This window comes from Blautia marasmi (assembly GCF_900258535.1).
Taxonomy (GTDB): Bacteria; Bacillota; Clostridia; order Lachnospirales; family Lachnospiraceae; genus Blautia; species Blautia hominis.
Window position 1 is genome coordinate 1 of record NZ_OIWX01000005.1, and the last position, 1349, is coordinate 1349.

The 1349-nt window shown below is 30.7% G+C and carries 1 protein-coding gene; it reads left to right on the forward strand.

What is annotated here, in order from left to right:
• Positions 1-177 precede the first annotated feature (177 nt).
• Positions 178-798, forward strand: a complete 621-nt coding sequence (locus tag C6P39_RS27310; RefSeq protein ID WP_158661714.1) for an L-2-amino-thiazoline-4-carboxylic acid hydrolase — start codon at positions 178-180, stop codon at positions 796-798.
• The last annotated feature ends 551 nt before the right edge of the window (positions 799-1349 follow it).

Sequence of the window (1349 nt, forward strand, 5' to 3'; positions counted from 1 at the left end):
AGAACTCTTTATTTTTGATTGACCAGCCCCAATAAAGCCATTGATCTAATACAAATTACGCTTATGGTTGTTGAGGGGCTTATAAAATTTCGTTTTATCTTGACAATTATTTTATCATTTAATATAATAAAACATATGAACAATTATTCATATGTTCGCAGCGAAAGGGTGATAAAAATGAAATACGATGTTTATGCAAAAGCCATTTGGTTTATCTTTTCTAAAGATTGTTTTAATGGTTTAGCAGAGAAAAATATTTTAATCAATCGACAATTCAAACACAGTTGTAAAAACGAATATAAAAATATGATCGAGAACACACCATCAATCGGTAGAATGAAAGAAAATACAATGTCTTTAATCTTATTGTTTGCATGTATGATTTTTTCAATTTATAAAACTTGTGATAATGATTTAACTTCAAATGATGTTAGAAATATGTTTCAAAAAATTGAACAAAATCCAATTATGATTAAATTTTCAAAGAAATCTGTGTTTACTGAAAAATGGCAATCTCGCAGACAAGCTATGGCAAAAAGGTCATTAAAGAATAAGTTTGAATATGACTGGCAATCTGAACTCATACAAGGTACTAATATAAACGAATTTGAACTACGATTTTTCACATGCGGTATCTGCAAATTAGCTAAAAGAGAAAATGCTAATGACATTGTAAAAGAACTATGCAGATTTGATTATTGGATGGCTGAAAAAATGGGAGCAACACTGGTAAGAAATCAAACCATAGCAGATGGAAGTCCAACTTGCGAATTTAATTATCACAAAACGGAAATATAATTATTCTATTAGTGAACAACTTTTAATTTGTGTTATTTATCACTAGACATACAAATATATGGTGATCATATTTTGAGTTTATATGACAAAAGTAGTCAGAGGTTAATTGTTGTGGCTAAATTACAAAGAGGTATATAGTGAAACAACACCTAGAGGAGGTGGTATTATGGCAATATATGACAGCGTATGGGGCTATGATCATGCTTTAGATGGAAAAAATATGACCTCGTTTATACGGAAGTTAAGTAAAAATTGAACCAGACCCAGACAATCCACAGTACATAATTACTGTTTGGGGTGTAGGTTACAAGTTCAGTAATGAAAAACGTAATTAAAAGAGAAGCTCAAAACTTTTTACAAGAAAAAGGTTGGACTTCTCTTTGCTTTGACAATACTTCATCATATCAAGGCTCATTCATTTGTGGTAAATTCGTGGTAAAACAAGTATCTTTTGTCTTTTATCTTTGATCTTTTATTTTTTATTTTTGCTTTTTCTTTTCAACATTACCCGCAGAGAAAACCAGGGGAAGAGAGGGCGGGAGGGAAACTGG

Coding starts and splice junctions, on each gene's coding strand:
- C6P39_RS27310 (WP_158661714.1), top strand. CDS start 178: ATGAAATACGATGTTTATGCAAAAGCCATTTGGTTTATCTTTTCTAAA.